This is a genomic window from Novosphingobium lentum NBRC 107847, from assembly GCF_001590965.1.
GTDB classification, from domain to species: Bacteria; Pseudomonadota; Alphaproteobacteria; order Sphingomonadales; family Sphingomonadaceae; genus Novosphingobium; species Novosphingobium lentum.
Window position 1 is genome coordinate 109462 of sequence record NZ_BCTW01000010.1, and the last position, 26196, is coordinate 135657.

Annotated in this window: 26 protein-coding genes; 7 read left to right on the forward strand and 19 right to left on the reverse strand. The window is 65.6% G+C overall.

The window, feature by feature from the left end:
* Positions 1-4 precede the first annotated feature (4 nt).
* Positions 5-925 (forward strand): SDR family NAD(P)-dependent oxidoreductase, encoded by a 921-nt coding sequence (locus tag NL2_RS10750; protein WP_068074706.1) that lies wholly within the window; start codon positions 5-7, stop codon positions 923-925.
* Between the two features lie 179 nt (positions 926-1104).
* Positions 1105-1695 (forward strand): DedA family protein, encoded by a 591-nt coding sequence (locus NL2_RS10755; protein ID WP_068074709.1) that lies wholly within the window; start codon positions 1105-1107, stop codon positions 1693-1695.
* Here the strand turns inward: NL2_RS10755 and NL2_RS10760 are convergent.
* The gene (locus NL2_RS10760; protein WP_068074712.1) at positions 1692-2576 is read right to left on the reverse strand and encodes a methylenetetrahydrofolate reductase; all 885 of its coding nucleotides are present in this window, start codon (positions 2574-2576) and stop codon (positions 1692-1694) included. The genes NL2_RS10755 and NL2_RS10760 overlap by 4 nt on opposite strands.
* Before the next feature lie 174 nt (positions 2577-2750).
* Positions 2751-4151, reverse strand: coding sequence for a vanillate/3-O-methylgallate O-demethylase (ligM, locus tag NL2_RS10765; protein WP_068074714.1), 1401 nt, complete (start codon positions 4149-4151; stop codon positions 2751-2753).
* Between the two features lie 120 nt (positions 4152-4271).
* Here ligM and purU point away from each other — a divergent pair, with 120 nt between their 5' ends.
* Both purU and NL2_RS10775 read left to right on the forward strand, forming a co-directional pair.
* Positions 4272-5126: a formyltetrahydrofolate deformylase gene (gene purU / locus NL2_RS10770; RefSeq protein WP_068074717.1), complete on the forward strand. Its 855-nt coding sequence runs from the start codon at positions 4272-4274 to the stop codon at positions 5124-5126.
* A gap of 163 nt (positions 5127-5289) precedes the next feature.
* Entirely contained in the window at positions 5290-5691 is a 402-nt protein-coding gene (locus NL2_RS10775; protein ID WP_068074721.1) for a glyoxalase/bleomycin resistance/extradiol dioxygenase family protein, read from the forward strand.
* A 57-nt stretch (positions 5692-5748) separates the two neighbouring features.
* Here NL2_RS10775 and NL2_RS10780 read toward each other — a convergent pair whose 3' ends face one another.
* The 16 genes from NL2_RS10780 to NL2_RS10855 all read right to left on the reverse strand — a co-directional run bounded on the left by NL2_RS10780 (position 5749) and on the right by NL2_RS10855 (position 22874).
* Complete coding sequence (locus NL2_RS10780; RefSeq protein WP_068074725.1) at positions 5749-6513, reverse strand: alpha/beta fold hydrolase; 765 nt, start codon at positions 6511-6513, stop codon at positions 5749-5751.
* Between the two features lie 34 nt (positions 6514-6547).
* Positions 6548-7324: a glutathione S-transferase family protein gene (locus tag NL2_RS10785; RefSeq protein WP_068074729.1), complete on the reverse strand. Its 777-nt coding sequence runs from the start codon at positions 7322-7324 to the stop codon at positions 6548-6550.
* Between the two features lie 9 nt (positions 7325-7333).
* On the reverse strand, positions 7334-8080 hold the full coding sequence (locus NL2_RS10790; RefSeq protein ID WP_068074732.1) for an SDR family NAD(P)-dependent oxidoreductase: 747 nt from the start codon (positions 8078-8080) through the stop codon (positions 7334-7336).
* Positions 8081-8158: 78 nt separating this feature from the next.
* Complete coding sequence (locus NL2_RS10795; protein ID WP_068074735.1) at positions 8159-8632, reverse strand: protein tyrosine phosphatase family protein; 474 nt, start codon at positions 8630-8632, stop codon at positions 8159-8161.
* Positions 8633-8636: 4 nt separating this feature from the next.
* Complete coding sequence (locus NL2_RS10800; protein ID WP_084356030.1) at positions 8637-9509, reverse strand: amidohydrolase family protein; 873 nt, start codon at positions 9507-9509, stop codon at positions 8637-8639.
* 238 nt (positions 9510-9747) lie between these two features.
* Positions 9748-11172, reverse strand: coding sequence for an aldehyde dehydrogenase family protein (locus NL2_RS10805; protein WP_068074738.1), 1425 nt, complete (start codon positions 11170-11172; stop codon positions 9748-9750).
* A gap of 57 nt (positions 11173-11229) precedes the next feature.
* The gene (locus NL2_RS10810) at positions 11230-13359 is read right to left on the reverse strand and encodes a PQQ-dependent dehydrogenase, methanol/ethanol family (RefSeq protein ID WP_068074741.1); all 2130 of its coding nucleotides are present in this window, start codon (positions 13357-13359) and stop codon (positions 11230-11232) included.
* Between the two features lie 38 nt (positions 13360-13397).
* A complete protein-coding gene (locus NL2_RS10815) occupies positions 13398-14963 on the reverse strand; it encodes a class I adenylate-forming enzyme family protein (protein ID WP_068074744.1) in 1566 nt (521 codons plus the stop codon).
* Positions 14964-14966: 3 nt separating this feature from the next.
* Entirely contained in the window at positions 14967-15752 is a 786-nt protein-coding gene (locus tag NL2_RS10820) for a glutathione S-transferase family protein (protein ID WP_068074747.1), read from the reverse strand.
* A complete protein-coding gene (locus NL2_RS10825; protein ID WP_084356031.1) occupies positions 15749-16591 on the reverse strand; it encodes a glutathione S-transferase family protein in 843 nt (280 codons plus the stop codon). Before NL2_RS10825 ends, NL2_RS10820 begins: the two co-directional genes overlap by 4 nt.
* 156 nt (positions 16592-16747) lie before the next feature.
* A complete protein-coding gene (locus tag NL2_RS10830) occupies positions 16748-17113 on the reverse strand; it encodes a hypothetical protein (RefSeq protein ID WP_157083135.1) in 366 nt (121 codons plus the stop codon).
* 20 nt (positions 17114-17133) lie between these two features.
* Positions 17134-17583: a c-type cytochrome gene (locus tag NL2_RS10835; protein WP_068074754.1), complete on the reverse strand. Its 450-nt coding sequence runs from the start codon at positions 17581-17583 to the stop codon at positions 17134-17136.
* Positions 17580-19157, reverse strand: a complete 1578-nt coding sequence (locus NL2_RS10840; protein ID WP_068074757.1) for an FAD-binding oxidoreductase — start codon at positions 19155-19157, stop codon at positions 17580-17582. Before NL2_RS10840 ends, NL2_RS10835 begins: the two co-directional genes overlap by 4 nt.
* A gap of 71 nt (positions 19158-19228) precedes the next feature.
* Entirely contained in the window at positions 19229-19723 is a 495-nt protein-coding gene (locus tag NL2_RS10845; RefSeq protein WP_068074760.1) for a DUF3237 domain-containing protein, read from the reverse strand.
* Between the two features lie 113 nt (positions 19724-19836).
* Positions 19837-22020 carry a PQQ-dependent dehydrogenase, methanol/ethanol family gene (locus tag NL2_RS10850; RefSeq protein ID WP_068074763.1) on the reverse strand — a complete coding sequence of 728 codons (2184 nt, stop codon included), beginning with the start codon at positions 22018-22020 and terminating at the stop codon, positions 19837-19839.
* A complete protein-coding gene (locus tag NL2_RS10855; RefSeq protein ID WP_068074766.1) occupies positions 22020-22874 on the reverse strand; it encodes a DUF8021 domain-containing protein in 855 nt (284 codons plus the stop codon). The genes NL2_RS10850 and NL2_RS10855 overlap by 1 nt, the downstream gene beginning before the upstream one ends.
* 113 nt (positions 22875-22987) lie before the next feature.
* Here NL2_RS10855 and NL2_RS10860 point away from each other — a divergent pair, with 113 nt between their 5' ends.
* Genes NL2_RS10860 through NL2_RS10870 form a run of 3 tightly spaced genes read left to right on the forward strand, consistent with a single transcriptional unit; the run spans position 22988 to position 24581 of the window.
* Positions 22988-23377: a nuclear transport factor 2 family protein gene (locus NL2_RS10860; protein ID WP_068074768.1), complete on the forward strand. Its 390-nt coding sequence runs from the start codon at positions 22988-22990 to the stop codon at positions 23375-23377.
* 16 nt (positions 23378-23393) lie between these two features.
* Positions 23394-23837: a nuclear transport factor 2 family protein gene (locus NL2_RS10865; protein WP_068074771.1), complete on the forward strand. Its 444-nt coding sequence runs from the start codon at positions 23394-23396 to the stop codon at positions 23835-23837.
* Positions 23838-24581 (forward strand): SDR family oxidoreductase, encoded by a 744-nt coding sequence (locus NL2_RS10870; protein WP_245647654.1) that lies wholly within the window; start codon positions 23838-23840, stop codon positions 24579-24581.
* Positions 24582-24597: 16 nt separating this feature from the next.
* Here the strand turns inward: NL2_RS10870 and NL2_RS10875 are convergent, their stop codons facing one another.
* Positions 24598-26067, reverse strand: a complete 1470-nt coding sequence (locus tag NL2_RS10875) for an aldehyde dehydrogenase (RefSeq protein WP_068074773.1) — start codon at positions 26065-26067, stop codon at positions 24598-24600.
* Between the last annotated feature and the right edge of the window lie 129 nt (positions 26068-26196).

Consider the following 26196-nt stretch of genomic DNA (forward strand, 5'->3'; position numbering starts at 1 on the left):
ACACATGAAAGACTTTTCAGGCCGCACCGCCTTCGTCACCGGCGGCGCCAATGGCGTCGGCATCGGCATCGTCCGCAACCTGCTCAACCAGGGCTGCAAGGTTGCCATCGCCGATATCCGCCAGGATTCGATCGACCAGGCGCTGGCTACGCTCGACAATCGCGAGGTGATGGGCGTGCAGCTCGATGTCGCCAGCCGCGACGGGTTCAAGGCCGCCGCCGATGAAGTCGAGGCAAAGTTCGGTCCGGTTTCGATCCTGTGCAACAACGCCGGGGTCAACCTGTTCCAGACGATCGAGGACAGCACGTACGACGACTGGGACTGGCTGATGGGCGTCAACCTGGGCGGCGTAATCAACGGGGTGATGACCTTCGTGCCGCGCATGGTCGAACGCGTGAAGGCGGGTCAGCAGGTCGGCGGCCACGTGGTCAACACCGCGTCGATGGCCGCATTCCTCGCCGCCGGCACGCCCGGCATCTACAATACCACCAAGTTCGCGGTGCGCGGGCTGTCCGAATCGCTGCACTACAGCTTGCTGCAATACGGCATCGGCGTGTCGGTGCTGTGCCCCGGCCTCGTCAAAAGCTACATCTATGCCAGCGACGACATCCGCCCCGATGATCTGAAGGCCGGCGCCCGACCGGTGAACCACGAGGCAGTCGAGCGGCTGGCGGGCGTGCACGAATTCGGTATGGAGCCCGACGTGATCGGCGCGCGGGTGATCGAGGCGATGCAGGCCAACCGTCTGCACATCTTCTCGCACCCCGACCACAAGGACGAACTGCGCGGAATCTTCGCCGAGATCATCGACGAATATCAGGACTATCCCAAGGATCCGGGCTTCGACCAACGCGTCGGCTTCGAAAAGATGCGCCACGACAACTTCGCCGAAGCGCGGAAGAAGTCCCGCGAGGCGAAGTTCTGAGCGAGCCGGGTGGCGGAGTCACGCCCCGCGCCACCCACCCGCCCCCGCTCAACCTGAGCCTGTCGAAGGATGCCGTGGCGAGGTGTGGCGAGACGCGTCTCGACTTCGCTCGACATGAGCGGCGTTGGCGTCAAGATGCCTCCATCGGAACCAATCCCACCCCCGCAGCTTGAACCACGATGACATTCTCGCTCGACAGCCTGATCCACCAGTTCGGCGCCATCGGCGTCGGCGTCGGCGCGGGGCTGGAGGGCGAGACGGCGGTGGTGATCGGCGGCATTCTCGCGCGTCACGGATCGTTCAGCCCGGTTGCGGCCGCGCTCGCCGCATGGCTGGGATCTTTCATCGCCGACCAGGGCTTCTTCCTGCTCGGACGCTGGCGGCGCCAGTCGAAGCTGGTCACGCGCATCGCCGCCAAGCCGACGTTTGCCCGCGCGCTGGCGATGATCGAAACCCATCCGATCAAGTTCTGCGTGGCGTTCCGCTTCATCTACGGATTCCGCATGGCGGGCCCAATGGCGATCGGCGTGTCGAAAGTGCCCGCGCGGCTGTTTCTGGCGCTGAACCTCGTATCGGCGGCGGTGTGGGCGGCGGCGTTTACCTCGCTCGGCTACAGTTTCGGGCTGGCGTTCGAAAAGTTCCTGCGTCGCGCGCTGTCACCGCTGCATGTGGCGATGCTGGTGACGGTGGTCGGCTCGGTCGCGCTGGTCGCCATCCTCATCCGCAATCGCCGGCGGTTGCGCGCCGAGACACAGGGTACGCCGGCTTAGGTACGATCAATCCCGTGGCGGCGGTTGTAGGCGTGGATCCATTCGAGCGTCTTCACCAGCCCGCCGAACGGATAGAAGTGCAACCGCACCCTGCCATGTTCGGGGCCCAGCCCGGTCGCGAACGCATCGACCAGCTTGTCCGGCCCGGCGCTGCCCAGCAGGCTGGCGACCGATATGCCGTATTTCTTGAGCACCGCCGTCGAAGCGCCCACCCCGCACCGCGCGGCGAACGACAGCAGGCGCTTGATCCCGGCCGGCCCCGGCACGCCGATCCGCACCGGCACATCGATGCCGCGCGCGCGCAACTCCTTCAGCCATGCCAGAAAGGCGTCGGGATCGAAGCCGAACTGCGTGACGATCAGCGGCGCCATGCCGCGCGCCGCAATGTCCCCGACTTTCATTTCCAGCACTTGCCAGCACTGCTCGACGGTCATGTTCGGGTGGCCTTCGGGATGGCCGCCGATGCCGATCGCGCGGATCCCGCTGCGCTCGAACGCGCCGGTGGCGATCAGCGCCGAGGTATCGAAGTACGGCCCCACCGGTGCGGGCGGATCGCCGGCGACGATGAACGCGCGCGTCACCCCGGCGCGTTCGACCACCGCCTTGAGGTAGCCTTCGAAATCATCTTCCGACGTGATCCGCCGCGCCGAAAAGTGCGGCATCGGCTCGAACCCCAGCTCGCGCACCGCGACCGTGGCGGCGACGCGCGCGCCAACATCCTCGCCGGGCAGGAACGTGATCGCGACCGGCGTTTCGGCCGGGATCAGCGGCGCGGCATCGCGCAGCGAGGCCTCGTCCTTGGCGGTCATCTCCAGGCTGAAACCCTCGGTGATGCCGATGGGCGGCCGCGCCCAGTTGGGATGGATCAGCGTGTCGGCCATGCTTGCGATCCTTGCTCCACGTAGCCCTCTCCCCTTCAGGGGAGAGGGTCGGGAGAGGGGTTCTCTCGCGAACAGGCCCCTCTCAACTCCGGCTAGGCAGCATGCTGCCAAGCCTGTGTATCTCTCCCCTAAACGGGAGAGAGCAACCCAGTGTCGATTGCGCGGCTCGCCGACTCAGCTGCCGGTGCGCCAGCCTTCGGCATACGTCTCGCGCGCCACGCGGCTGTAGGGGATCGGCGAAACGATCGCGCGAACCTCGATCTGCTTGTGCGGTTCGACCGTGGTCTTGCGGGTGCCGCCGTCCGGCTCGCCCCACACCACGCGCACTTCGCTGCCGATCGGGATCTCGTGATCGACGGTCGCCAGGCTCAGCGCCTGCTTCTCGTTGTACGAATAGCCGGTGAACATCGACAGACCCACGGTCTTGCCGCTGGCATCGACCACCCGATCGTAGTTCGACGAGGCGTAGTTGGCCAACGGCACGTCGAAGAACTTGTACTGATCGCCATCGGGATCGAACAGCGAGGCCTGGATCTTGGCCATGTCCTCGGGGTTCCACGCCAGCGTGACTTTCTTGCGCTGCACCTTGGGATCGAGCGCTTCGAGCGCCTCGCGACCGTGGAAATCGTGGTCGAACTTCACGAACGGACCGTAACCCAGCTCCCACGGATTGAGGTAGTAGTCCTCGATCTTGTCGGACACGAAGCTGCCACCGATCGAGCCGGTTGCTTCATAGCTGTCGGCGCCCAACCATTCGCGGAAGCCTTTGAGCTTGTCGCCGGTGTAGATCGCGGGCAGCGGCGACGGGATCCAGCCCGATTCCAACGTGTTGGACGGATAAGCGCGGCTGCCGCAGGGGATCAGGCCGAATTCCTTGCCGGCGTCCAGGATCGCGGCGCGGATTTCTTCCTGTTCGGCGTACGGCCCCCAGATTTCGAGACCGGGCGCGCCCGACATGCCGTGGCGCAGCGTGCGCACGGTCTTGCCTGCGATGTTCATCGTGCTCATGTTGAAGAACTTGAGCTGTTCGAGCGGGCCGCCATGCAGCTTTTCGATCACGGCCCAAGCGTTCGGCCCCTGGATCTGGAAGCGCCATTCCTTGCGCACCACCGGCTTGCCCATCGGGCGCATCGGCGAACGGTCGTCCAGTTCGATCTGCACGTCGTAACCGCCGGTTTCGGCGTGATAGCGCAGCCAGTTCGACGCCGGCGCGCGGCCGACGTACGTGTACGATTCGGCTTCTTCCCAGAAGATGATGCCGTCACCGATGACGTGGCCATACGGCGTGGTCGGCACATACTGCTTGGCCTTGTTGACCCCCCAGCCTTTCGAGCTGTTGATCATCGTGTCGCTGAGCAGTTTTCCCGCATCCTTGCCGCGGATGTACAGGTTGACCATGTGGTGCGACTGGTCGAACAGCACGGCGCTGTGCTGCCATGCCCACTGTTCGGATCGCCAGTTGGAAAATTCGGGCGCCACCACCGGGTAGACATAGGCCCCCAGCTGCGAGTTGCGCAGCATGTCCACGGTATTTCCAGCGCCCTGCAGGACGTCTTCGAGGTTGCGAACCGCCATGTTTCTCTCCCGGATTAAATTGGCTGGTTGAAATTTGTATGCAGGACATACAATGTTGGTTAGGAATCGCAATCGGAAAACGCGCGCCCAAGATGCGCATTCGACGGGAGAACCACGACCATGTCCGCTTCGCTGATCCTGACCCTTTCCTGCGCCGACAAGCCCGGCATCGTTGCCCGCGTGACCGGCTTCCTGGCCGATTCGGGCGCCAACATCCTTGAAGCGCAGCAATTCGACGACACCGAGACCGGGCGGTTCTTCATGCGCGTGGTGTTCGATCCGGGTGCAGCATTGCCCGAAATGCTGCGCGACGGATTCGCGCCGGTTGCGCAGCATTTCGCCATGCACTGGAGTTTGCGCGACACCGCCAAGAACCGCCGCGTGCTGTTGCTGGTATCGAAGTTCGACCATTGTCTGGGCGACCTGCTGTACCGCGTGCGCATTGGCGAACTGGCGATGGACGTGGTCGGCATCGTCTGCAACCATCCCAAAAGCGTGCTCAAGGTCTCGATGATCGGCGACATCCCGTTCTTCCACCTGCCGATCACCAAGGACAGCAAGCCGCAGCAGGAAGCGCAGATCAAGCGCGTGGTCGATGAAACCGGCGCGGAACTGGTGGTGCTGGCGCGCTACATGCAGATCCTGTCGGACGATCTGGCCGGGTTCCTGTCGGGCCGCTGCATCAACATCCACCACTCGTTCCTGCCCGGGTTCAAGGGCGCCAAGCCCTATCACCAAGCGCATCAGCGCGGGGTCAAGATGATCGGCGCGACCGCACACTACGTGACCGCCGATCTCGACGAAGGCCCGATCCTTCACCAAGACGTGGAATCGATCACCCATGCCGACACGCCCGACGATCTGGTGCGCAAGGGCCGCGACATCGAACGCCGCGTGCTGGCCGAAGCGGTGCGCCTGCACCTTGAGGACCGCGCGCTGCTCAACGGGCACAAGACGGTGGTGTTCCGGGGTTAGGAAAGACGGAGCCGTCTGCTTCAATCCCGCTCGTGCTGAGCTCGTCGGAGCACTGTACTCATCTTCCTGCCGACGCGCGCTATCGCAAGGAACAGCAGTGCTTCGACAAGCTCGGCATCAGCGGGTATCGAGAGGGGCCGCCCGTTGCGGAGAGGAAATGCCCATGCAGGTCAACGCGCTCGATCACGTCAATATCATCACCGACAGGCTGGACGAGACGGCAGAGTTCTACCGCGCGCTGCTGAGCCTTGAGCGGCGCGACGGGCCGGCACCGCTCACCCCGCAGAACGCGCAGTGGATGTACGATGCGGGGGGCAAGCCGATCCTGCACATCAATGCGGTCGACTGCCCGCGCGCGTTCGACCGCGCGGTGGAGCCGGGCCAGCTGACCGGGGCGATCCACCACATTGCGTTGAACTGTTCAGGCTATGACGAGGTCAAGGCGCGGATCGAGGCGATGGGCCGCGACCACCAGGTCAACCTCGTCGCGTCGATCGGGCTACGCCAAATCTTCACCGCCGATCCCAACAACGTGCTGCTCGAACTGAATTTCTTCGGCGACTGAGCGGCCGGAGTTTTTCCGACTTTCGTCGATGCGGCACCAGCCGAAAACACAAAAACTCTATTGGCGCGGTGCGGCCGGAATCGCCGAGATCAGCGCGTCAGCCAGCTCGTTCGGGAACGACAGATACGGACTGTGATCGGCGGGCAGCGTGACCACCCGCGCGCCCGGCAACTTGGCCTGCATCAGCCGCTGGCTGTCGATCGGGATCGTGCGATCCTGCGTGCATTCGATATAGGTGCGGGGCAACCGGCCATAGCGTTCGGCGGTCAGCGACAGTCGCTCGGAACGCGGGCCATGCGGTTCGGCCATCAGGCGCGGCAGGATCGCGGCGACCGCGTCTGGCGGTGAAAGCTGCGCGAACACCGCTGCCGCGTGCGTCATGTCCACCACCGTTCCCGCGCCACCGGCCACGGGCGAGACGATCGCGTTGAAATCGGGGTTGGGTTGTTCCAGCGCCTTGAATTCGGCACGCGACAGTCCGGTGGGCAGCATCATCGCGCACATATAGACGAGCGAATCCATCGCGTCAGGATCGAGTTCGGCCGCTTGGCTTACCACCAGACCGCCCCGGCTGTGCCCGGCCAGCACGATCGGGCCGGACGCGCCCGCCGCATCCATGTCACGACGCAAGGCTTGGCAGGCATCGACAGCGAATTGCGCCCAGCCCTGCAGCGTGACGGCGGCGAGTTCGGCATCGCTGCCCCCCATGCCGGGCAGCGTCGGCGCGGCGACGTGGTGGCCCGCGGCGCGCAGCAGGTCGGCGACCGCATCGAAACACCAGCCTCCGTGCCACGACCCGTGAATCAGGACAAAGCCCGCCATCGCCCCAGACTATCGTTGCGCGACCCGGCCGATGCTATTGCACATGGCCCGTCCACGTGCGCAGCCCCGGCGCGGTGCGATCTTCGCCAGACAGCGCGGCGGCAACGCCCGGCCGCGCGGTCATCCGCTCGCGCCAATCGACCAGCCGTGGCGCGCGCGTGGCAATGGCCATGTCGGGAAACATCCGTTCGACCATCATCCCGCAGTGCGAGAAGAAATTGATGTCGGCCAGCGTGAACGTTTCGCCCGCCAGCCAGCGCGTATCGCCGAGCTGCTGTTCGACCTTGTCGACTGCGTATTCGATCTTGGCGGTGGCGTTGGCGAGGTCGGCTTCGGAGAAGCCCGATCGCGCGGTTGCCCATTTCTTGCGCTGGTCGGGCAGCGGGATGTTCTCGAGCAGCTTCTCGAAATCGCCGCTGTCGATGTTGCGCGCGATCACGCCGATCATGCGGTGCCAGCCGTGCATCGAGACGAAGTTCATCACGTGTTCGTCAACGAACTTGTTCCAGTAGCGCATCCGCGCCGCACCGACCGGATCGCGCGGGCGCAGCGGAGCATCGCTGGGCTGCGCATCGGGGAAGGCGTCCTCGAGGTATTCGTTGATCACCGTGGTGTGCGTGATGATCGTACCGTCGTGGTCGAGCACCGGCACCTGGCCTTCGGGGTTGATCGCGGTGAACCACGGCTGGTGCTGATCGAACTTGTGCAGATCGACGTAGACGCTCTCGAACGCGAGCCCCTTTTCCTTCAACGGAATCATCGACTTGAGCGAATTCGCCACCGGTTCGGCGTGATAGTATTTCAGGGCCATCGTGTTCTCCTAAACCCGCATCGTTCCGAGCATTCCGCCGTCCACCGCCAGCGCCTGCCCGGTGACATGGCTCGCCGCGTCGGACAGCAGGAAGGCCGCGACTTGCGCCAGTTCGTCCGCCGTGCCGGTGTGACCGAGCGGCACGGCGCGCGCCATCTGATCGGCCGCGCCGGGCGGCAGCCCGTCGAGCATCGGCGTGTCGATCAGGCCGGGGATCACGCAGTTCGAACGCACGCCGAACGCCGCGCCCTCGTTGGCGACCGCGCGCGACAGGCCGAGCACGGCGTGCTTCGAGGCGACGTAGGCCGCGTTCATCGGCATCCCGCGCTCGCTGGCGAGGCTGCCGGTGACAAGGATCGCGCCGCCGCGCCGCGCTTTCATCGCGGGCAGGACATGCGCGATGGCCCAGAACACCGAGGTCAGGTTGACGGTCATCACCGCGTCGAACACGTCGTCGGGATAGTCCTCGACCGCACAGAAATTGCCGCCGATCCCGGCGTTGAGGAACAGCCCGTCAATGATCCCGTTCTGCGCCACCGCCGCATCGAGCGCGGCGATGAGTTGCGCCTTGTCACCCACGTCCGCCGCCGCCCAGCGCGCGCCTTCGCCCAGCTCGCGCGCCGCCGCTTCGAGCAGATCGGCGCGCCGCGCGATCAGCGTCACCCGCCCGCCCGCCGAAGCGATGCGAGCGGCGGTGGCGCGACCGATCCCGGTCGATGCGCCGGTGATGACGACATGTCTTCCGTTGAAATTCATGCCCGACAACTCCGCTCATCCCGAGCCTGTCGAAGGGTGTGCGCGGGCTTCGACCGGCTCAGCCTGAGCGGGCTCTGGTCAGTCATGCGGGTTACCCCTCGAAATGAACGCCGCCCATGGCGCGGCGCGCGGATCGGCGCTGGTGTCGGGCGACCACTGCTGCTCCATCAGCGCGCGCGCCGCAGCTTCGGTCATCGTGTCGTCGGCCACGTGGAGGCGATAGAAGAACGCCGAGACGCGCCAGTTCATGATGCAGTGGACGTGCGCCGGGCCTGGCGCGGCGGCGAGCGCCGCGCGGAACGCGGCGAAGTGATCCTCGCCCGGCGCATCGAACGGCACCGGGATGTGGGTGTAGCCGATGCCGTGCGCGGCCAGCTTCGCGCCTTCGTCCGCCAGCGCATCGGGGTGATCGTCGAGCGCGAGGTTGATGACGTGGCGCACCCCGATCGCGGCGAGCTGCGGCACATCGCCCGCCTCGATCCGCCCCGAGGTGGTCGTGCGCGCGTCGATCCGCTGCCAGCTGCGGATGTGGTCGGGATCGGGCGCCGACATCGCCTCAGACCAGCCCCAGCACCCGCGCGGCATTGTCCTTCATGATGCCGGGCATGACCTCGTCCTTGAACCCCACGCCCTTGGCCGCATCGATCCACTTGCTCGGGTGGATAAGCGGAAAATCGCTGCCGAACAGCATCTTCTTGCGCAGCTGCGTGTTGGCGTACTGGATGATCTGCGGCGCGAAATACTTCGGGCTCCAGCCCGACAGATCGATGAACACGTTGTCCTTGTGCAGCGCCATCGACAGGCTTTCATCGACCCACGGCCAGCTTGGGTGCGCCAGGATGATCTTCATGTCGGGGAAATCGACCGCGACATCATCGACCAGCATCGGTTGCCCGTACTTGAGGTGAACGCCGCCGCCGCCGCGCATGCCGGTGCCCATGCCCGAATGGCCGGTGTGGAAGATCGCGGGCAGCTTGTATGCGTTGATCACCTCGTAGATCGGGTAGCCAACCTGTTCGGCGGGGTGCAGGTTCTGCATGATGTGATGGAACTTGAAACCCTTGACGCCGTGGTTTTCGACGAGATCACGCGCCTCGCGCGCGCCCAGCTTGCCCTTGTGCGGATCGATCGAGGCGAACGGGATGCAGATGTCGTCGTTCTTCGCCGCGAATTCCGCGATCTCGTAGTTCGAGATGCGCTTGGCCCCGATGCCGCTCTCGCAATCGACGGTGAACAGGCAGAACGCGATCTGCTGTTCGCGGTAGATGTCGGCGATCTCGGGCATCTTGGGCCGTTCGCGCGGCGCCTTGAAATAAGCCGAGGCGGCATCGAAGAACTGGCCCATCACCGGGTCTTCGGGATCGTGGCACGACACTTCGGCATGGACGTGCACGTCGATGGCTTTGATCTGGGTGAGGTCGATGGGCATGGAATTCCCTAGCAGAAACGTGGGTACTCCCCTCTCCTGCCGGAGCGGGGCATTTGGACCGTCGACTTCGATCATCGTCCGCGAATTCTGAACCACCCGCTCATGGTGAGGAGGGGCTGAGCTTGTCGAAGCCCCGTCTCGAACCATCGCACGCGGGCTCCTTCGAGACGCCGTTTCGGCAAGCTCAACGGCTCCTCAGGATGAGCGGTTCAGATCAATCGCACGATGCCGCAAGCACTCACACCAGCGCGTCGCGCTTCACGGTGATGACCTGCGAATACGTGAACTCCTTGAGCCCCTCGACGCCGTACTCGGCGCCGAAGCCCGATTGCTTGTGCCCGCCGAACGGTGCGAACGGCGAGAGGTGGAGGAATTCGTTGATCCACACCGTGCCGGTTTCCAGCTGTTCGGCAATCTTCACGCCGCGATCGGTATCCTTGGTCCACACTGCACCGGCGAGGCCGTAGTCCGAGTTGTTGGCGCGCTCGATCACTTCCTCGTCGGTCGAGAACTTCATCAGCGGCATGACCGGGCCGAACTGTTCCTCGGCCACGATCCGCGCGTCTTCTGGCGGATTGTCGAGAATCGTGATCGGCACGTAATAGCCCGATCCCGAAGGATCGACGTTGCCGCCGACGAGGAACTTGTAGCCGTGCGCCTTGGCATCCTCGATCAGTTCGCACACGCGGTCGAACTGCTTCTTGTTCTGGATCGGGCCGACGCCGGTGCCCTGGTGCGCGCCATCGCCCACGGTGACCGTGCGCGCATAGGCGGCAATCGCCTGGCTCATCTCGTCGTAGATATCCTCGTGGATGTAGATGCGTTTGGCGGCGACGCAGATCTGCCCGGCGTTGGTGAAGCTGGACCAGAACAACTGTTCGGCCACCTTGGCGACATCGGCATCGGGCAGCACGATCGAGGCATCGTTGCCGCCCAGTTCCAGCGTGATGCGCTTCAGGTCCTTGCTCGCGCCTTCCATGATCTTCTTGCCGGTCGCGGTGGAGCCGGTGAAGGTGATCTTGTCGATGTCGGGATGCGCGGTGATCAACGGGCCGAGCGAATCCTCGCCGGTGATGATGTTGACCACGCCTGCGGGCACGAGGTCCTTGATCAGTTCGGCGAACCGCAGCGTGGTGAGCGGGGTGAACGGCGAAGGCTTGAGCACGATCGTGCAGCCCGACAGCATGGCCGGCGCGATTTTCTGCACCGCCATCAGCAGCGGAAAGTTCCACGGCACGATTCCGCCGACCACGCCCACCGGCACGCGGCGGGTGCGGCTGAGCCGCTCGGCGGTGTCCTCGTTGATGACGTCGGTCAGCTCGAGCGTCGCCTGCGCGGCGACCATGGCTGACGCCGCGCCGATCTCGAACTGCGCCTGGTCGTGCGGCTTGCCCTGTTCGCTGGTGAGCAGGCGGTAAAGCTCGTCGTGATTGTCGGCGATCGCGGCAGACATCGCATTGATCGCCGCCCGGCGTTGCTCGACCGGGGTCTTCGACCAGGTCTTGAACGCGCGGCGCGCGGCGGCGACGGCGCGGTCGAGTTCGGCCGGGCCGCAAGCCGGGACGGTGCCGACGACCTGCTCGTTCGCCGGGTTGATGACGTCGAGCGTGGCGGCGGTCGAAACCATCTCGCCGTCGATCAGATTGCGATAGAGCTCAGCCATGGGATTCTCCTTTGTCGCGAGGCCCGCGCCGGGCGTGCCTCACCGGTTTGGACGCGATTACTTCGACGCGGTTTCCAGCGCCTTGTCTTCATTGGCACGCTTGATCAGGTACTGGCGCACATCCTCGACATCGGCGGGCTGCAATGCGCCACTGAACGAGACCATGCCGTTGTGCTGCAACGCGCCGTCGACCACCACCGACTTGAGCGCCTCAGCCGATCCGATCGCGCCCGAATGGCGCAAGTCGGGAACCAGGCCGCCCGCGATCGCCGCGTCACCGTGGCACACCGAACAATAGCGGCCATAGACTTGCGCGCCGTGGGCGATCTGTTCGGGCTTGCCGGTCGAAGCCGGGGGATCGAGCACCAGCTTGGCCATCGGCGGGGATGCGGGCAGTTGGCCTTTGGCGCCCAGCTTGAACACCAGCAGACGGCTGATGTTGTGCGCCGCGCCCGATTTGTTGGCGAGCACGCCCGTGGCCAGATCGTACACCCCGCCCCAGCCGACCATGATCGCGACGTATTGTTCGCCATCGATCGAATAGGTCATCGGTGCGGCGATCACCCCGGTCTGCGTCGGGAACGACCACAGCTTGGCGCCCTTGTCGGCGCTGAACGCGGAAAATTCGCCCGCCGCGCTGCCCTGGAACACCAGGTTGCCCGCCGTCGCCAGCGTGCCGCCATTCCACGGGCCGACCTGCTTGACCCGCCACACTTCCTTCTGCGCCACCGGATCCCACGCGATCAGCGCACCCGTCGTCGCGCCGAGCGCACCGGCGCGCGCCTTGGCATCGGCGGGCATCGACACGGCGGCGGAATCCATGCCGGTCTGGAAGCCGATCGAGCTGGCCTGCCAGCCCTTGGCGGCGGCGTAAGGGAACGCTGCCTCGTTCGCGGGAATGTAGATCAGGCCGGTTTTCTGGCTGAAGCTCATCGACTGCCAGCTGTGCGCGCCCAGCGCGCCGGGCATGCTGATGAACGGCTTGCCGGTCTTGTCGTACTGCGCCGCCGGGTTGATCGTCGGACGCCCGGTCAGGGGGTCCATCGCGGTGGCCCAGTTGATCGCCACGAAGTTCTTGGCCGACAGGAACTTGCCGGACTTCGCGTCGATCACATAGACGTGGCCGTTCTTGGGCGCGTGCAGCAAAACGTGCTGCTTCTGGCCGTTGATGACAAGATCGGCGACGATGATCTGCGCATCGGAATCGAAGTCCCAGCGGTCCTGCGGGGTTTCCTGATAGTGCCAGACATATTCGCCGGTGTCGGCGTTCACCGCCACAATCGAGCTGGTGTAAAGGCTGTCGCCATCGCGCCCGGCGGCGGTCGCGTTCCACGGTTCGGCATTGCCGGTGCCGAAGAACACGAGGTTGGTGGCGGGATCGTACGTGATCGAATCCCACACGGTGCCGCCCGCGCCCAGCTTCCACCATTCGCCGGTCCACGTCTTGGCGGCGGCTTCCATCTGCTTGTTCTCGAACCCATCGGCCGGGTTTCCGGGGACGGTGAAGAACTTCCACACTTCGGCGCCGGTCTCGGCATCGTAGGCCGCAAGATAACCGCGCGCCTTGTATTCCGCCCCGCCCTCGCCGATCAGCACGCGGCCCTTGACAATGCGCGGCGCGCCGGTGATCGAATAGTCGGTCTGGTTGGGCACCACGACCTTGGACCACACTTCCTTGCCGGTTTTCTGGTCGAGCGCGACCAGCCGCCCGTCGAGTGTGCCGACATAGACTTTGTCGCCATACAGCGCGACGCCGCGGTTAACCGCATCGCAGCAGGCGCGGACCAGCGTTTCGCGCGGGACCTTGGGATCGTACGACCACTTCAGCGCGCCGGTCTTGGCGTCATAGGCCTTGACCATCGACCACGCGGTGGACACGAACAGCGTGCCGTCGTGCATCAGCGGCGTCGCTTCCTGCCCGCGCGCGGTTTCCAGGTCGGACGACCACGCCAGCCCCAGCTGGCCGACGTTCTGATCGCTGACCTGCGTCAGCGGCGAAAAGCGCTGCTCGCCATAATCGCGGCCATAGCTGAGCCATTCATTGCCATCGGCGGCAACGATCTTGGCGTCGGTCACGCCTTCGGTGGCAGGCTTGGCAGGTGCGGCCGTGCTTCCGCCGGCGCCGGTGACGTTGCAGGCCGCCAGCGGCAGCATCGCCGCCGCCAGGAACAGTGCTTTCAATCGCATCGAAACAGGACCCTCTCCAGACTGTCCGCTTGGGCGGATCAGTTGACCATGCGCGCGGCGTCGCCCCAATATTTGCGACGCAGCGCCTTCTTGTCCATCTTGCCCGCTGCGGTGCGCGGAATCGAGTCGATAAATTCAACCGATTTCGGCGCCTTGACCCCGCCCAGCCGCGCCTTGCAATGCGCGATGATCGCGGCTTCGTCGATGCCATCTGAAACAACGACCGCGTGGACCTGCTCGCCCCACTTCTCGTGCGGGATGCCGAACACCGCGCATTCGCGCACCGCTGCCAGTTCGGTCACGGCGGCCTCGACTTCGGCGGTGAACACGTTGAACCCGCCCGAGACGACCATGTCCTTCTTGCGGTCGACGATGTAGAGATAGCCATCGGCATCGAACTTGCCGATGTCGCCGGTGTGGTGCCAGCCGAACTTGCGCACTTCGGCGGTCGCCTCGGGCATTTCGAAGTACGAATGCGTGACCAGTGGCCCGCGCACCACGATCTCGCCCGCCTCGCCCAACGGCATGAAGTTCCCGTCATCGTCCATCAGGCGGACTTGGATCGAGCGCGTCGGCTTGCCGCACGAAGCCAGCTTGTCCGGCGCATCGACCGCGAACTTCGCCACGTCTTCGGGCGGCAGCCACGCGATGATCATCGGGCATTCGACCTGGCCGTACGACTGGCACAGGCACGGGCCGAACACCTCGGCCGCCTGGCGCAGCTTTTCCGGGCTGCACGGCGATCCGACGAGGATGAAGATGCGCAGCGATGAATAGTCGTGGCTGCGCAGTTCGGGCGAGGCAAGGCACTGGTACATCGCCGTCGGCGGCAGGTACATGTGGCTGACCTTGTACGTCTCGATCGCGCGCAGCACTTTGTCCGCATCGAACCCCGGCAGGATCACCTGCGTCGCGCCCAGGCTCAGGGTGGACAGCGCGATCGGGCCGGCGGCATGGGTGATCGGCGCGGAGACCAGCGCGACCGGATTGTCGGTGCGCCCGCCCATCGCATCGGCGGCGGTCTCGATCATCGTGCCCCAGCCAAGGTTGTTGACGTTGGCACCCTTGGACGGGCCGGTGGTGCCGCCGGTGGCGGCGATCAGCACGATGTCCTCAAGATTGCCGAACGCGTCGATCTCGGGCTCGACGAAATCGGCCGCAGTTACGCCCTCGAGCAGCTCGTCGAGCGAAGGATCGTCACCCAGCCGCCGGTCAAGGCAGACGAACGTGGTCAGGCTGGGACACAGCGCGCGCAATTGCGCGACGTCGTCGGCCAGGCTCGAATGGTAGAACATCCACTGGCAGCGCACATAATTGATGTAGCCGGCATTGGCGTCGATCGCGTTGCGCGTGTTGACCGGGATCCACTTGCCATTGGCACGCCAGATCGCGAGCATCGCCACCATCAGCATGCCGCCGTTGGGACCGTACAGGGCGGCAAGGTCCTGGTTGCCGAAGCCATGCTTCTGCATGACTGCTGCGATGCACTCCGACAGCTCCTTGACCTCGGCGAAGGTGTGGCTCTGCCCGGTCTCGGTGTCGATCACGCACGTGCGCTGGGGATCGCGGTCATGCCCGCGGTCGAAGTAGTCAATCGCGCGCATCGGTCATCCCCACCGGTTGATTTCAGGGCCGGGTGCCCAGGCGCGCAACGGTTCGGCGGTCGTGGCGCGCGCAAGGGCGGCGGCCACGCTGGGCCGCGCCTTGACCCGGGCGAGCCAAGCCACGGTGCGCGGCGCGGCGGCAAACGCAGCGGGCCGCAGCGATGCCATGCCCGCGAGCCAGCCGTACGTCTCCAGATCGGCTATGGAAAATTCGCCCATCAGCCAGTCGCGCCCGTCGGCCAGCTTGGCCTCGCAGCGCTCCACCGCCTGATCGACCTTGGTCTCGCTGTCCGCGACCTGGGCCGCATCGACCTGATCGTCGTGCAGCGCCTGCCAGCGCGCGCGCAGATCGTCGTTGACGATGGCCCCGGTGATCGCGGCAAACTTGGTGTTGTCGACCGCAGCCAGCGGGCCTTGCGCATTGGCAAGGTTGCCGAGCAGCGACGCGGCGGGGGCCAGCCGTTCGGTGATCTGGCGGCACCACATCATCATGTCCCAGTGCGCGTAAGGGTCTGTCGGCTGGAGTCCCGCCCCGCCTGCGGTTTCATCGAGGAACTGTGCGAGAAACACCGATTCGGTCATCGCCTCGCCAGCTGCGACCAGCACCGGACCTTCGCCTTCCAGCCCCATGTCGCGCGCCAGCGGATGGTCGATGCCGGGCAACGTGTGGCGCTCACCCGCCAGCAGGTCGATGGGCCGGCATTCGACCGCCACGCCGGTTTCGGCCAGCGCGGCGAGCACCGCCAGCGACGGCCCGTTGGGTTCGCCGTGATAGAGGATCATGCTCATCGTGACAGCGCTCCCGAATCCAGCTCGGACCTGATGCCCGAACTGATGCCCTCGGATTCGTCCTTGGGCGCGATGTAGTCCTGCTCGAGAATGGCGACGCGGCTGGCCATGTGCGTGCGCCCCAGCTTCCAGCAGGCGCGCGTTGCCGGGCGGGCGTAGATCGCACGCAGCCAGCGCATGATGTTCGGCGTCACCTCATCGTTGGCCAGGTGCGGCTGCGACAGCGGCATGGCGTAAGCCAGGTTGAACCCGTTGACGTCGGCGAGGCTGTAGGTGTCGCTCGCCAGCCATTGGTGCTGGCCCAGTTCCTGTTCCAGCATGCGGATGCCCACGCCGATGCGGCGGCCGCTTTCGGCCATTTCCGCCTCGCTGAACAGGCCATAGACCGCCTTGCGCCAGGCGATCTGCCGTTCGGGCAGCGGGATGCGCGCGATCGCTTCTTCCAGCTTGTCCTTGCCGTGCGCGGCGACCGCGTTGGGCCCGACGAAGAACTTCCAGCCGAACATCGAGAAGCTCGGCGCCAGCCACTGGTCCATGAACTTCATCCACCAGCGCACGCGCCAGCGATCCTGCGCATCGGCGGGCATCAGTTCGGGCCCGGCGAACTCCTCGTTCACGTATTCCATGATAGCAGTGCTTTCGGTGAGCACGCGCGAGCCGTGGGTCATCGCCGGGATCGTGCCTTGCGGATTGATCGCCAGGTATTCCGGCTTGTGCTGGTCGAACTGGAGCATATCGATGTAATGGCTGGAAAATTCCACGCCCTTTTCCATCAGCGCCAGCATCGGCTTGCCCGAATTGGCGTTGGGCTCCCAGTGATAGAGGGTGATGTCGCTCATGCCGCAGCACTCTTTCTGGTCATCCGGCACTCCCATGCGCTAGGTCGTTTTTGTATGCCTTGCATACTAAAACTCCGACGCGCGCGGTCAAGCGGCTTCAGAGCTCATTTCATCTCGCATTTCACTGGCATTTCACCCGGCGTTTCACCGGGCGAACTATCGCGCTATCATCGACCAGCGGAACAAGTGCGCATGGCCCGAAAGCGGCGCTGCCGCGCGCTGTTCGGCGACCAGCCGCAGGCCCTTGCCCTGCAACGCGCCGCGCACCGCGACCCAGTCGCTCCACCCGGTGAGGCCATCGACGCGGCCATGGTGCGCAACATCGCGGATGCTGCGCCACAAGGTTTCGTGCGCATCGCCAATATCGATCGCGGGGAAACCGGTCTGCGCGCTGGCGAACGCGCGCGATTCGGCGATGCGGCTGTCGTAAACCACCAGCCGCTGCACAAGCTGCTGCTGCATCGCGCGCGCCGCGACCGGAGCGGTCACGACGGCACCGGCGATGGCGCTGCCTTTCAGCATTGCGCGACGATCCAGCCGCATCATTTGCCTTTACCCAAGTAGGCCGCAACCGCGTCCAGTTCCGGGTTGGTAATATCGACGCGGGTTTGCGGCGGCATCGCGTTCTTGCCCATGCGCGCCACCGATTTCACGTAGTCGGCAGTCAGGTCGGTCCGATTGGCGAGCAGCGCCGTCTCGGGCGGCTGGCCCGCCGCCATGCGCTGCTTGGTCAGCAGGTTGGTGCCCATGCCGCCGGCAAGGTGGCAATAGCCGCAGTGAACCTCGAACAGCGCCTTGCCATCGCCGCCCGCTGCCAAGCGGTCGCCCGCAGGCGCCACCGCGCGCATCTGGTAGGGTGGCGGCGGTGGTGGCCCGCCTGCATGACCGGGGCCGCCGGGCGCGCCCGAACCGGTCGCGTTGCCCGATGTCGAGGGCGCCATGTTGCATGCCGCCAGTGCCGCGATGGCGGCAAGACCGAGGACGCGCTTCATGCCCGGCCTCCGCCCGCCTGGTCGCGATAGGCGGCGGGCCACACGCCCTGCTTGCCCGGCGCGAGGATGCCGTTGGGGTCGAGCGCGTCCTTCACCGTCTCGTCGAACCGGCGCAGCGCGTGGTTGTTGAAGTCGAACGTGGACATGACCTTGTCCATCCAGCCGATGTGCGTGCGGTATTCACCGTACCCCGCGGCTGCCGTCTCCGCGATCAGCGCGTCGAACAGCTTGCGCATGTTGGCCACTTGTTCGGGCTGGTCGCGATCGTACATCAGCATGTTGATGTTGTTGGCAAAACGTCCGCCGATGGTGAAGCTGGCGTAGAAATCGACGTCGTGATCGGCGATGATCTTGCGGCTGCGCTTCAGCTGCCCCAGCACATGCTCGCTGCTGGCCGGCACCACCGGCGAGAAGCCAAGGTGCGCGCCGCGTCCGCCGATCCAGTCGCTCATCTGCAGCGGCACGGCAGACGGCACGCCCATGGTGATCTCGAACGCGTTGATCGGATCGCCTTGGTGCCACCAGGTTTCCTTTGGCGGTGCGGCCAGGTTGCGCTTCATCGCCGCCTTGACGATCTCGGCCTTGGCCTTGACCACCGGCTCATCGCCGTACAGCCGCATCGCGACCTGCCAGTAGCCCAGCTTGTGCTCTTTCAGCAGTTCGGCCACGCGGCTTTCGGGAATCGCGCCGGGCTTGTCCCAGAAGTCCTTGCGCTGGCCTTTCAGCACCATCTTGCCCAGCCAGCTGGGGATGAACACGTTCTGGTCGATCAGCCCGGAAATCTTCATCGGCGCGATCGTGTCGATCACCCAGCCGATGTCGCCTTCCTCGGGAATGTCGAACACCAGCTCCAGCGAGCTGGCCGGTTCGGGCTGCAGCCACACCCCCGCCTTGGTCACCACGCCCAGGTTGGACTGCGTGAACGCCAGATCCCAGCCCGGTCCGAACGCGAACGGGAACAAGTGCCACGCCGGGTTCTTGTCCATCGCGCCAAGGCCGGTGCGCATCAGATCGCCTTGCGGGAGCACCACTTCCAGCCCGCACAGATTGCGCGCGTGCAGCCCATACGGCGTGTAGCCGATACCGTGATCGAGCGCGTTGCCGATGACCGAGCCCCAGGCATTGCCCGGCACGCTCATCCACAGCGGCGCTTTCTCGCGCTGGATCTTTTCGTACAGGTCGAAAAACCCGACGCCCGGCTCGACCACGCAATAGGCCAGCTTGGGATCGAGCTCGAGCACCTTGTTCATCCGGCCAAGATCGAGCACGATCGAACCCGGCATCCGCGGCGCGGCGGTGCCGTAGCCCAGGTTCTTGCCACGCGCGACCGGCCACAGCGGGGTCTTGTGCTCGTTGGCCAACCGCACGATCGCCTGCACTTCCTCGACCGACGATGGCGCGACCGCGGCGGACGCGGGCCATTCCTCGTTCGATCCGGGGGCATAGATGTCGGAATAGGCGTCGCGATCGGCGTCGGTCGCCATGACCCAGTCCTTGCCGACCACACCAGTATAGGCGGTGAGCGCGGCATCGAATGCGGCAGGGCTGACGCGTGGTGGCAGGGTCAGTTTCAACCCTATTCTCCCGTGATTATTTTCTACCAATTGTTAGCATTGTGCCCGAGCGACCGGGGCCGGTCAAGCGATCAGGTGACGGCGTAATAGCGCACCAGATTGCCGTCGGGCTTGCGCTCCCCGATGCCAATGAACACGTGCCGCGTCAGCCAGTCGTGCTTGCCCTGCGATGTTTCGAACGTGGGCTGCGCGCGCAGGTAGTAATCCGCATGCGGCACCGGATCCCCGCCCGCGAATGCCCACTGGCGCAGCCGGTCCATCGTGCCGGGCGTGCGGCCCCACAGGAAGCCCCTGTTCTGCATGTAGATCAGCGTGCCGTCATCGACTTCGAGCATGTAGCGCGCATCGAACACGGCAGTGTCGTCGGGCCGGAACGTGGCATAGTCGCCGCCCGAATTGGGCACCGCGCGGCCTTTGATGCGCGGCCCCTCGAACTCACCCTCGTCGACATAAACCGCCGAGCGGAAGCCGCCGCCGGGCACGTCGGGCACCATCTGCACGCGCGTGAAGCGCAGGCGGCAGGCGAACGCGAATTCCAGATGCGGCTGGTTCATCGTGCTGAACATTCTAGGTTCCTCTTGGAGGCACATCCTTCGACAGGCTCAGGATGAGCGGCATTGGAATTAAATGGAAAATTGATCCGCTCGTCCTGAGCCTGTCGAAGGACGCCCGCCACACCTCAGTAGTTCGACAGGATCGCCAAGCTGGGCGCATCGAGCGGCTGTCCCGCCTTGCGCTTGGCCAGTTCGTCGGTGCGCGTCCTGCCTTGCTCGTCGATCAGATAGGCGTGGATCGCATCGGCATCGGCGGGCTTCAGCACATCATCCCAGCGCGGCATCCCGGCGGTGACCAGCGCGCCCTCCAGCACGATCTGCCGGAACGCCGCGTGCGTGCCCGGCTGCATCCGGCGCAAGTCCGGGGTGATCGAGCGATGCTGGTTGGAATGGCAGATCGCGCAGTTGGTGAAAAACAGTCCGCGCCCCGCCGCGATCGTCGCGGGCGTGACGCCCGACGCCTGGGCTGGTGCGACCGGCGCGACCTCCAGCGGCGGCAGCGGCGGCGGGATCGTCACCGGCCCGCCATCCAGACGGAATACCAGCAACCGCCCGGCATTGCCGCGCTGATACGCCGCCGAATAGCGCGGCACGTACGGGAACCCGCCCCCGCCCCATGCGGCCATCACCGCGATATACTGCACGCCCTTGACCCGATAGGTCATTGGCGCGGCGACGATCGTGGTGCCGGTCTCGATCGTCTTGAGCACGCGTCCGGTCTTCGCCTCGCGCACCACCAGCTGCCCCGCCAGATTGCCGTGGACCAGCAGGCCGCCGCCGGTGCTGAGCACCCCGCCGCGATCCTGCCAGCCCGCCGTTGGCTGCGACCACACCGTCCGACCGGTGAGCGGATCGATTGCCCGCATCTCGCTGCCGCCGGGGTTCTTCAGCACCTCCTGCCACGCGGGCAGCGCCTTGACCTGTGCGGCAACCGGCGGCGGCAAGGTCGCGAGCGCGGCCTGCAGTTGCGGGGTGAAGATCAGCGCGGCGCCGGTGTTGAGGCCCTTGGGCTTGTAGGCCTTGTCGCCCGGCGGCACGAACATCAGGTTGCCCATGTCCTGGATCGCCGCGAAATAGAGCCCGCTGACCGGATCGAACGCGGCCGGGTACCAGTTGCGCGCGCCCGGCGTGCCGGGAAAGATGATCTTGGGGCCCCGGCTGAAATCGGCGGCATCGCGGTCCAGTTCGGGCGCGCCGGTCTTTATGTCGATGCGCTTGGCCCAGTTGACCCGCACCAGCGGATTGGCGCGCAGCAGTTTTCCGTCGCGCCGGTCGATCACATAGAGGAAGCCGTTCTTGGGCGCGTGCAGGATCACCGGGCGGTCCGCGCCATCCACATTCATGTGGGTGAGGATCATCGGCGCGGTCGCGTCGTAGTCCCACTGGTCGCTGGGCGATTCCTGATAATACCACTTCATCCGCCCGGTACGCGCATCGAGCGCGACGATCGACGAGACGTACAGGTTGCTGCCGCCGGTGGGGGACCGGATTTCGAGGCTGTAAGGCTCGCCGTTGCCGGTGCCGACCAGCACCAGACCGGTCTCGGGATCATAGTTCAGCGCGTCCCACGGACTGCCGCCGGCGCCCATGTCCCAGCGGCTGCGCGGATCCCACGTCTTGAGCGCGGCTTCGAGTTCGGGATTGTCCTGCGGCCCCAGTCTGGGATCGCGCGGAACGACGTGGAACCGCCAGGCCAGCTTGCCGGTGGCAAGATCGTAAGCCGAGACATAACCGCGCGCGTCGTAATCCGCGCCGCCATTGCCCAGCACCACCACGCTTCCGGCGACTTCTGGCGCGCCGGTGGAATTGGTGCCCCGGGCATGATCCTCCACCGTATCGACCGACCACACCGGCGCGCCGGTCTTCGCATCGAGCGCGTAAAGCTTGCCGTCGAGCGCCGCGACATAGACCCGGCCCTGCGCCAACGCGACGCCGCGATTGGCCATGTCGCAGCACACGGTGCGGTTGACCTGCATGTCGACCACCGGCTCGAACCGCCACAGCTCCTTGCCCGTGGCGGCATCGAACGCGTAAGCGCGACCCGCCGGGCCGGAGGTGTACATCACGCCGCCAACCACCACCGGCGTCGCCTCGAGCACGCGATCGGTGCCAAGCTGCGCTTCCCATGCCAGCCCCAGCCGCGAAACGTTGGCGGGGGTGATGTCTGCCAGCGTGGAATGGTGGGTCTTGCCCGCGTCGCCGCCGGGATTGGTCCAGTCGTCTGCCGCCTGCGCCTGCTGCGGTGGAGCGCCCGTGCCGGTCGAGCACGCGGCCAGCAGCAGCGCCAGCAGCGGCGCGAACGGACGCATCACGCGTCCCACGGGCTGGGCATGCGATAGGGCACGGTGATGAAGTTGGCCTCGATCTGCTCGATCATGCCGTGGTCGATCTTGAACAGTTCGCCCAGATAAAAGCTGTGCGGGCGGCGCACCGGGCTTTTCACTGTGCGCCCGTCGGTAAGCTGATAGGTGTCGATCCGCCCCGAATGATCGATGAAGCCATAAGCCAGCACCAGCCCGCGCTCTTCGTCCACCAGCGGAAAACGCCGGCCACGCAACTCGTCGTCGTAGCGATAGTTGCCCATGCGGAACTGCTCCTCGCAGCCCAGTGCGGACACCGGCACGATCTTGGCGAATTCGGGATTGTGCGTGGTCTGCACGCCGTTTTCCACGCGGTTGCAGTCCGGATGGAATTTGGTGTGCAGCGTTCCGTCGTTCTGCTGCAGCGTGGAGAAATAGCCATCGCCCAGCGCGATCATCTGCGCACGCGACCCGGGCGCTTCGGCGTTGCGATTGAGGATCGGCTTGTCCCAGTAACGCGGGTTCTCGAACTTGATGCCACTGTCCGACTGGCGCACGACGATGGTTTCCGCCTCGATGACGCGGCCCTGCTCGTCGATCGCGAGGCGCAAGGTGAACGCCGATTCCTCGATCGCCTCGTGCACCGTGCCGAAGTAGCCGACCTGCCGCGTGGCCACGTCGGCAAAACGCAACTGGTAAGGCCCCACGCTCTCGATCGTGCCCCACAGGCCGAAACCGACCGGCAGCATCACGTTGTTTTCGCTGGTCCGGGCACCGGGCGCCCATGCGACCCGTTGCGGGTTCTTCGCCGCCAGCGCCGCCAGATAGCCATCGAGCACTGCATAGAGCGTGGACCGGTTCATACCTTCTCCCAAAGGTTCGCGCAGAGGTTCGGGCGCGTCGCGATTGTGGCTTTGACGCCTTGCGCGATGTGTCGCATACCCTACCAATTGTTACAATAGCCCGGGAGAGCTGTGTGGCGAGGAACGAGCATGAACAGGCCAACCACGATCATGTGATCGCGATGTACCACGCCGTGCTGATGGCAATGGATTCGTCGCGCGTCGATGACTTCATCGCGCCCGGGTATATCCAGCACAGCTCGCTCGCCGAACCCGGCCTGCCCGCGCTGAAGGCCTGGCTCGACCGGGTGCGGCTGGAATCGCCCGACGCGGTGCAGACCATCCATCGCAGCTTTGCCGATGGCGATCATGTGATCGTGCATGTCCACGTCGTGCGCTGGCCGGGCGATGCGGGTTTGGCGGTGGTCGATATCTTCCGCTGCGCCGATGGCATGATCGTGGAGCACTGGGACGTGATACAGGACGTGCCGACAGAGCCGGTCAATGCCAATACGATGTTCTGAAACGGGGAGAACTACGATGCGAAAAACTCTGGCGGTGGCGATGCTGCTGGCGACGATGGCCGGCAGCCCGGCGCAGGCGGCCACCTGCAAGCTTACGCCCAAGCAGGTCGTCACCCGCTTCACCGATCAGTTCTATGTCAGGAAGGATGTGCGCCCAGCGTTCGAGCGCTGGGTCGATCCGGGCTATATCCAGCACAACCCGATGGCGGCGACCGGGCGCGATGCGGCGGTGGCATTCCTCGCGCCGTTCCTGGCCAATCCCGAGGTCCGCTACGAAGTGAAGCGTGTGATCGCCGACGGTCCGCTGGTCGCGGTCCATTCGCACGGTACGTTCAAGGCGGGCGATCCGGGCATCGCGGTGGTCGATATCTTCCGGGTGCGCGGCTGCCGGATCATGGAGCACTGGGACGTGGTCCAGCCGGTCCCGGCGCAGTCCGCCAACACCAACACGATGTTCTGAATGGCCATGCGGTTTCGCGACAGGGTCGTGGTCGTGCTGGGCGGCAACAGCGGCATCGGGCTGGCCGCCGCGCGGATGTTTGCGGCAGAAGGCGCCAAGCTGGCTTTGACCGGGCGCAATGCTGCGACGCTGGCTGCGGCGGCGGAGGAACTCGGCGCACTCGGCCTGGTCAGCGACATCGGCGTGGTGGCGCACAGCGTGGCCGCGATGGCCGAGATCGAGGAGCGGCTGGGCGGGATCGACGTGCTGTTCGTCAACGCCGGGGTCGGCGGGTTTGCACCCGTTCCGGATGTGACCGAAGAATTCTGGGACGGCATCCACAACGTCAACTTGCGCGGCGCATTCTTTGCCATCCAGCACGCGCTGCCACTGATGCGCGACGGTGGTGCGATCGTCATCACCGGATCGATCGGATCGGTCGCGGCGGTGCCCGGCAACGTCGCCTATGCGGCGGCCAAGGCGGGGCTGCGCGCGATGGCGCGGATCGTGGGCAAGGAACTGCTCACCCGCCGCATCCGCGTCAACATGGTCAGCCCCGGCCCGACCGACACCGAGATTTTCAAGCGCGACGCGTCGCCCGAAGACATCGCCGGGATGCGCGCGATGTTTGCCGATGTGGTGCCGCTGGGCCGCATGGGCACATCGGACGAAGTGGCCCGCGCGGTGCTGTTCCTCGCCAGCCCGGACGCCAGCTTCATCAACGGCGTGGACTTGTTCGTGGATGGTGGCTGCGTGGAGCTTTGACCGCGCGCCGCCCTGATCACAACGCCGTCGGCATCGCATCCAACAGCATGGTCTTCAGTTCCAGATAAGCCATGAACCCCTCGGGCCCGCCTTCGCGGCCGATGCCCGATTGCTTGAACCCGCCGAACGGCAGGCCGAAATCCATGCGCAGGCCGTTTTGCCCGAACCCGCCGGTGCGGATGCGGCGACCGATGCGATAGGCGGCGTCGGCATCGTGGGTCAGCACCGATCCGTTGAGGCCGAACCGCGATTCGTTGGCGATGCGGATCGCGTCTTCCTCATCGTCGGCCGGGATCAGGCTGAGCACCGGGCCGAAGATTTCCTCCTGCGCGATGCGGCTGGTGTTGCTGACGTTGGCGAACAGCGTGGGCTCCATGAAATAGCCCCGGTTCATGGCTGCCGGGCGGTTGCCGCCGGTAACGAGGTCGGCAGACTTGCGGCCTTCCTGCACATACATCTCCACCCGCTCCAGCTGGCGCTTCATCGCCAGCGGACCAAGCTGCGTCGCGGGATCGTCGCTGTGGCCGATGACCACCTGCTTCATCTCGGCGGCGATCGCATCGGCCAGTTCATCGTGGCGCCGGCGCGGCACGATCACCCGGCTGAGCATCGCGCAGACCTGCCCGCTCATCATCGTGATCGTGCCGGTGAGCATCTTCGCCGCATCGGCAATCGCGAAGTCGTCGCGCACGATCGCGGCGGATTTTCCGCCCAGTTCCAGCGTGCAGCGCGCGATCCGCGATCCGCACACGCTGGCGATGCGCTGGCCCGCCACGGTCGATCCGGTGAAGCTGACTTTGTCGACGCCCGCGTTGCACACCAAGTGGTCGCTCGCCTCGCGGTGGCCGCACACCAGGTTGACCACGCCCGGCGGAATGCCCGCCGCCTCGGCCGCCTCGGCGATGATATAAGCCTCGAGCGGGGTTTCGGGCGATGGCTTCATGATCACCGTGCAGCCCGACAACAGCGCATAGGCGACCTTGTTGGCCATGATCCCGAACGGCCCGTTCCACGGCGCGATCGCCGCGACCACGCCGACCGGCTCATAGGCGACCAGCCCCACCGCTGCGCCCATGCTGGGGCGCTGTTCGACAAAGGCAAAGCGTTCGGCGAACCCTGCGATCTGGTCGAGCACCATCACCGATCCGCCGTGCATCGGCCCGGCAAAGCTGGCGAGGCCGCCCATCTGCGCGGTCCACGCGGCGGCGAGTTCGGGCACGCGGGCGCGCAAGTGATCGACCATGCGACGGAATGCGGCAACCCGCTCGGCAGGTGCGGTCACCGGCCACGACCCGTGATCGAACGCGGCGCGCGCGGCCGCCACCGCTGCATCCATGTCGGCCTCGTCTGCCTCCGCCACGCGCGCGACGACTTGCTCGGTATCGGGCGAGACCAGTTCGATGGCGCGCCCGCTGTGCGCCGGCACCCATTGGCCGCCGATGTAAAGGCAGTCGGGATGGGCGATCGTCACGCCTTGGGGGGTCATGCGGCAGGTCCTCTCGATTTTTCGGAACGCTATCAAATGTTAGCGTTTACGCAACCAGGCATCGCCCCTGCTCGCGCATGAAAAAGGGGCGACCGTTGCCGGCCGCCCCTTTCCGTTTTTCGTGCCTTC